Below are 4704 nucleotides of genomic sequence, written 5' to 3' on the forward strand. Positions count from 1 at the left end.
CCGCCCAGTACATGACCTATCTTCCCACGCAGGAGGAGCTGCAAACACTCTTGCAGGAAGTGTGACAACAACGCTCACGGGCATATGAAAAAAGCCGACGGAAATCTGTACTTCCGTCGGCTTTTCGTTTACATCTTGATCCCTTTCTTCGCAGGGCCGTTCTCCGGCGGGCTGCCCACGCCCGCGATCACGATGCGCCCCCCGGAGGCGTCGGCAATCTGCCGCAGCCGGGAAGGAATACGGGCCGCCGTGTTGTCTTTCCCCGGGAGCTCTTCCGCCGTGTCATGCCGCTCCCGGCACACGTCGTTATCCTCCTCCGCCTCCTTACCCTCGCTCTCCTCTATCGGTTTGAGGCTTTGCTGTATCCTGCGGTCTATTTCCGTCAGGTCAGCTTTCAGGGCCGTCAGTTCGGGTTCCTTGCGCCAGGAACTTTCCACCACTTCCCGCAGGACGGGAATATCTTTCTCCAGTTCCTCGTTCTTTTTCCGGAATTTCTCCAGTGTCGGCTCGATGGTCGCGAGCGCGTGGATGAAGTTCATCGCCGCCAGTCGCGGGTCGGAGGCGATATTCCCGTAGTTGTACTGGTAGAGATAATCCCCTTCACCCCGGGCATAAAAACGGTTCTGCACCAGGTCGAGCCCGTCTTTCTCGGTCGTTTCGCTCTGGACGAGCAGCTCGAACCCGTAAAGGCTCCCGATGGGTTCGAGCCTGTCGAGCGTGCGTGCCGTTTCGGCGATACGGTTGAGCTGTTTCCCGATGAGCTTGGGGTCGGAGGTTTCCAGCCCGTTCAGTTTCACGGGATTGCGGTACGAGCCGTCCTCGTTGAACTCGACGCGGGCCTTGAAGTGTTCCAGATCCTTGCCGATACGCCGTATCAGGTCGTTGTTCTTCTCTATCTTCTCCGTGATCTGCTCCAGCTTGTAGCGGCTCGATGATTTGCCGCGCACGAATGCCTGGCGTTCGCTTTCGAGCGTGGCAATCTTCTTCTCCAGGCGGGCCTTGTCCAGCAGGTCTGTATTTCCCGAGAGGACGGCGACATACTCGGAAAAATTCATGCCGCTCTTCTCGTCGATGGCTCCCTCATCGATGGTACGGCTTCCCATGTTGTTGGTCTTGAGCTGGCGGATGAACAGTTGCTTGTTGTGCAACAGCCCGAACTTGTAGGCGTCGAGCGACTTCTCGACGGCGTATAATATCACGTCCACCTTGTTGCCGGCATGGAGTTTGGCGATCTCGTTCCCGGTGCGTATTCCCCGCCCGTCGCGCTGCTCCAGGTCGCTGGGACGCCAGGGGCAGTCCAGGTGGTGTATCGCCACGCAGCGTTTCTGCGCGTTCACTCCCGTCCCGAGCATCTCGGTCGATCCGAAGAGTACGCGGATTTTCCCGGCGTTCATACCGGCGATCATCTCCTTGCGCGCTTTTTCCGAGGTCGCCTCCTGGATGAACCGCACCTCGCTTTGGGGTATGCCGTAATCCTCCGTGAGTTTACGCCGTATCTCGGAATAGACGTTCCACCCCGCTCCGGGTTTGTAGGTTCCCAGGTCGGAGAATACGAACTGCGTACCTTTGTACGCCTCGAAACGGCGGTAGTAACCGGCAATCATACGGGCGCAGTGGCTCGCCTTGTTGTCCACGTGGTCGCTGTATAGTTCGGGGTCTATCATACGCATATCGAGCGACATCTTGCGGGCGTAGTCTGTGGCAATAAGCATTTTCGCCTTTTCCTCCCGCTCCGAGAGCGGCAGGCGGCCCAGGAGCGTGGCATCGCCCGATTTGGCGAACTGCACCAGCCGTTCTATGAACTCCGTCTGCTGGGGTGTCGGCGGGATATTGTGCAATATCTCGTTCTTTTGCGGTCGGTCGATCCCTATATCCTCCGCCGAGCGGTAATCTGTAATCTCGGAGTAGAACATGGCCAGTTCGGGAACCTTGATGAAATATCGGAACCGTTCTTTCTGCACGACCTCGTTGGTCACGGAAAACTCGTAGTCGATGGTTTTCTTGGCAAATATGGCCGCCCAGGCATCGAAGGTGCGGATATTCTGACGCTCCAGTTCCTTCGGGCGCAGGTACTTGAAAAGCAGGTACAGTTCCGTGAGCGAGTTAGAGATGGTCGTTCCCGAGAGGAACGTCGCCCCCAGGTCGCGGCCCGTGCGCTGCTGTATGGTACGCAGCGCGAAAAGCATGTTGAGCGCCCGCTGCGACCCCTCGGGATTTCCGAGGCCCGCCACCCGGTCATGCCGGGTCGTGAAAGTCAGGTTCTTGAATTTGTGGCTCTCGTCCACGTAGAGGTGGTCGATACCCATGAGGCGGAAGTCCACGGCGTCGTCCTTGCGTGTTTCCAGCGCGTGCGCCACCTTCTGCAACTTGGCTTCCAGGTTGGCCTTGCGTTTCTGACACCCTTTCATCATGGCGCGGGAAACGTCCCTGCCTTGTGCTTTGAGCACTTCGAGGTTCTCCTCCACACAGTCCAGCTCGGCCTGCAATATCTCCTGCTGTATCTCCGGGGACTGGGGTATCATGCCGAACTGTTCGTGCGAGAGGATCACGACGTCCCAGTCGTTGTTGCGTATCTCCCGGAAGATGCGCTCACGCTTCCGGGGCGTGAAATCCTCCTTGCCCGGGTAGAGGACTTTGGCCATCGGGTAAGCGGTGCAGAACGTCCGGGCTATTTCATGGATGTTGGCTTTCAGCCCGATAATCATGGGTTTATTGGCCAGCCCGAGGCGTTTCTTCTCGTAGGCTCCGCAGCACATGATAAGGGTCTTTCCGCCGCCCACCTCGTGGTCGATTATCCCGCCGCCGAGCAGTTTGTCCATCCATATCGCGTCCTTCTGGCTGTCATACAGATTGTCTATCCCCAGCCCCTTGAGGTCGAGGTCGGGGAATTCCTGGTGCGTCCCGTCGTACTTCGGGCGCACGTAACAGTTGAAAGTACGGTTATAGAGGTCTGTCAGGCGGTCTTTGAAGTCGGACGACTGCTCGCGCAGCCATTCGGGGAAAGCACCCCGGATCTCGTCTATCTTGCTGTTGGCGAGCTGTATGGCCTCCCCGTCACGCACTTTGACCTCCCGCCGTTCGCCGTCCACCCATTTGAGGACGGTCTTGGTGATGTCGGGCGAAGTGTTTTGCAGGGCGTGTTTCAAAAGGTGCAGGCCGTTGTACTTACGGGTCTGCGCGCTGACGGCATACTGCTCCGTGATCTTCACGTTCGTCGCTTCCGCCTTCACGCCGTACTCGTCCAGGTTGGAGGCGAAGGTGATCTTCACCTCCGTATCGAAGAGCGAAGAGGCGAAACGCTCGTAAACACCTTTTGGAATCCACCGTTCGCCCAGGTTGAAATCCAGGTCGTCGAAAGCGATGGGTTTGGGCGTCGCCTCGCGCAGAGCCTCCAGCGATTCCCGGGCCGGGGCGTGGTCGGGATTCTCCCGCAGGAACGCCTCGATCCGTTCGGCTTTCCCGATGACATTGCCGGCGATGAACTTGTCGGCAACCTCGTAGCCGTCCGTTTCCGGGTTGTAATAGATACGTCCTTTCAGTTCCCCGAGTATTCCCTCCACGGTAGTTCCCGTGAGCGAGGCCATGTAGTGCGGTTCCACCCGGCCGTACTTGTTCAGGCTGGCCACAAGGGCCTCCGAAGCGTCGTCGGCGTGCGTGATCTCATCGGGATTGAAGGCCACGGGACGCTCGAAGATGTCGGCTTTGCGTGCCTTGCCGTCGATGTAACGCTCCAGCGATAGAATCTCCGTTCCCCGCGCGTCCATCTTGATCAGGTCGAGGTTGCGTTTGTCATTGAGCCGTCCGAAGCGTTCGGTGAAATTGTCGTAAAGCCGGTTGAGCATCTCCCGCAGGGCGGGGTTCGCCGTCAGCGTTTCCGCCTCGTTGTTATAAAGGTGGTAATAGGCATCGCGTATCTCGATATACATGGAGGCTTTCGTCCGTTGTGCAGGCGTGAGTTCCAGCGGGTGGAACATGGGTTGCAGGGATTCAATCCCCCGCAGGTAGCCGACCCGGTTTTGTCCGTCCGTGACGAGTGTCCCCTCGCGGAAATAGGGGGCGACCTCCCCCTTGAACGGTCGGGGTTTCATATCCGCCTCCCGTATCTGCGGCATTTCTTTACCGGGTTCTTCCTCCTCCGGATTGTCCGGCGTGTCGAACAAGCTGCCCGTTCTCGGCGTACCGGCGGCTTGTTTCCGTCTGTCTTTCGGGGCTTCCGTCGGGGGGCGTACCGCCTGCCGTTCCCGCTGTTCCGGGGTTTCCTGCAGCCGGGCGCTTTGCCGGCGCAGTTCCGCCCTCCGTTCCGGGGTAAGCGACATCATCATCTCGTAAAAGCCGTTGATCGGCGGGTTGTCCTCCCAGTTCAGGGAGGCATACAAGTCTTCGGGATCACGCTCCGGTGGCGTCGCTTTCGGCATTTCGCTCTTCTGTTCCTCCGGAGAGGAGGCCGGGGCGAATAACGAGGGTTGCCGGGGCGTCTTCCGCTTTGCTCCCCGGCGGCTGTTCCTTTTCTTGGATATACCGAGTTCTGCCTGCCGCCGCTCCTCGGCGCTGAAGCCGAACAGGTCGTAGAGCGTCAGCAACGGTTCCTGCTGCACGTTTACCGGTTCGGCAGCTTGGGTGGCAGGTGCGGGAGCCGCCGTTTCCACCGTGTCGAAAAGCGACCCGGCGAAGCCCTCCCGCGGTTTCGGTTCCGTTATTCCGCCC

1 protein-coding gene is annotated in these 4704 nt (G+C 59.1%); it reads right to left on the reverse strand.

Annotation, left to right across the window (positions count from 1 at the left end):
* Positions 1 to 128: 128 nt before the first annotated feature.
* Positions 129 to 4704: helicase-related protein (locus ACESTR_RS15550; RefSeq protein WP_373179414.1), on the reverse strand; the 4576-nt coding region annotated here is incomplete at its 5' end.

The organism is Alistipes sp. DJF_B185, assembly GCF_964250025.1.
In the GTDB taxonomy this organism is placed as follows: Bacteria; Bacteroidota; Bacteroidia; order Bacteroidales; family Rikenellaceae; genus Alistipes; species Alistipes finegoldii.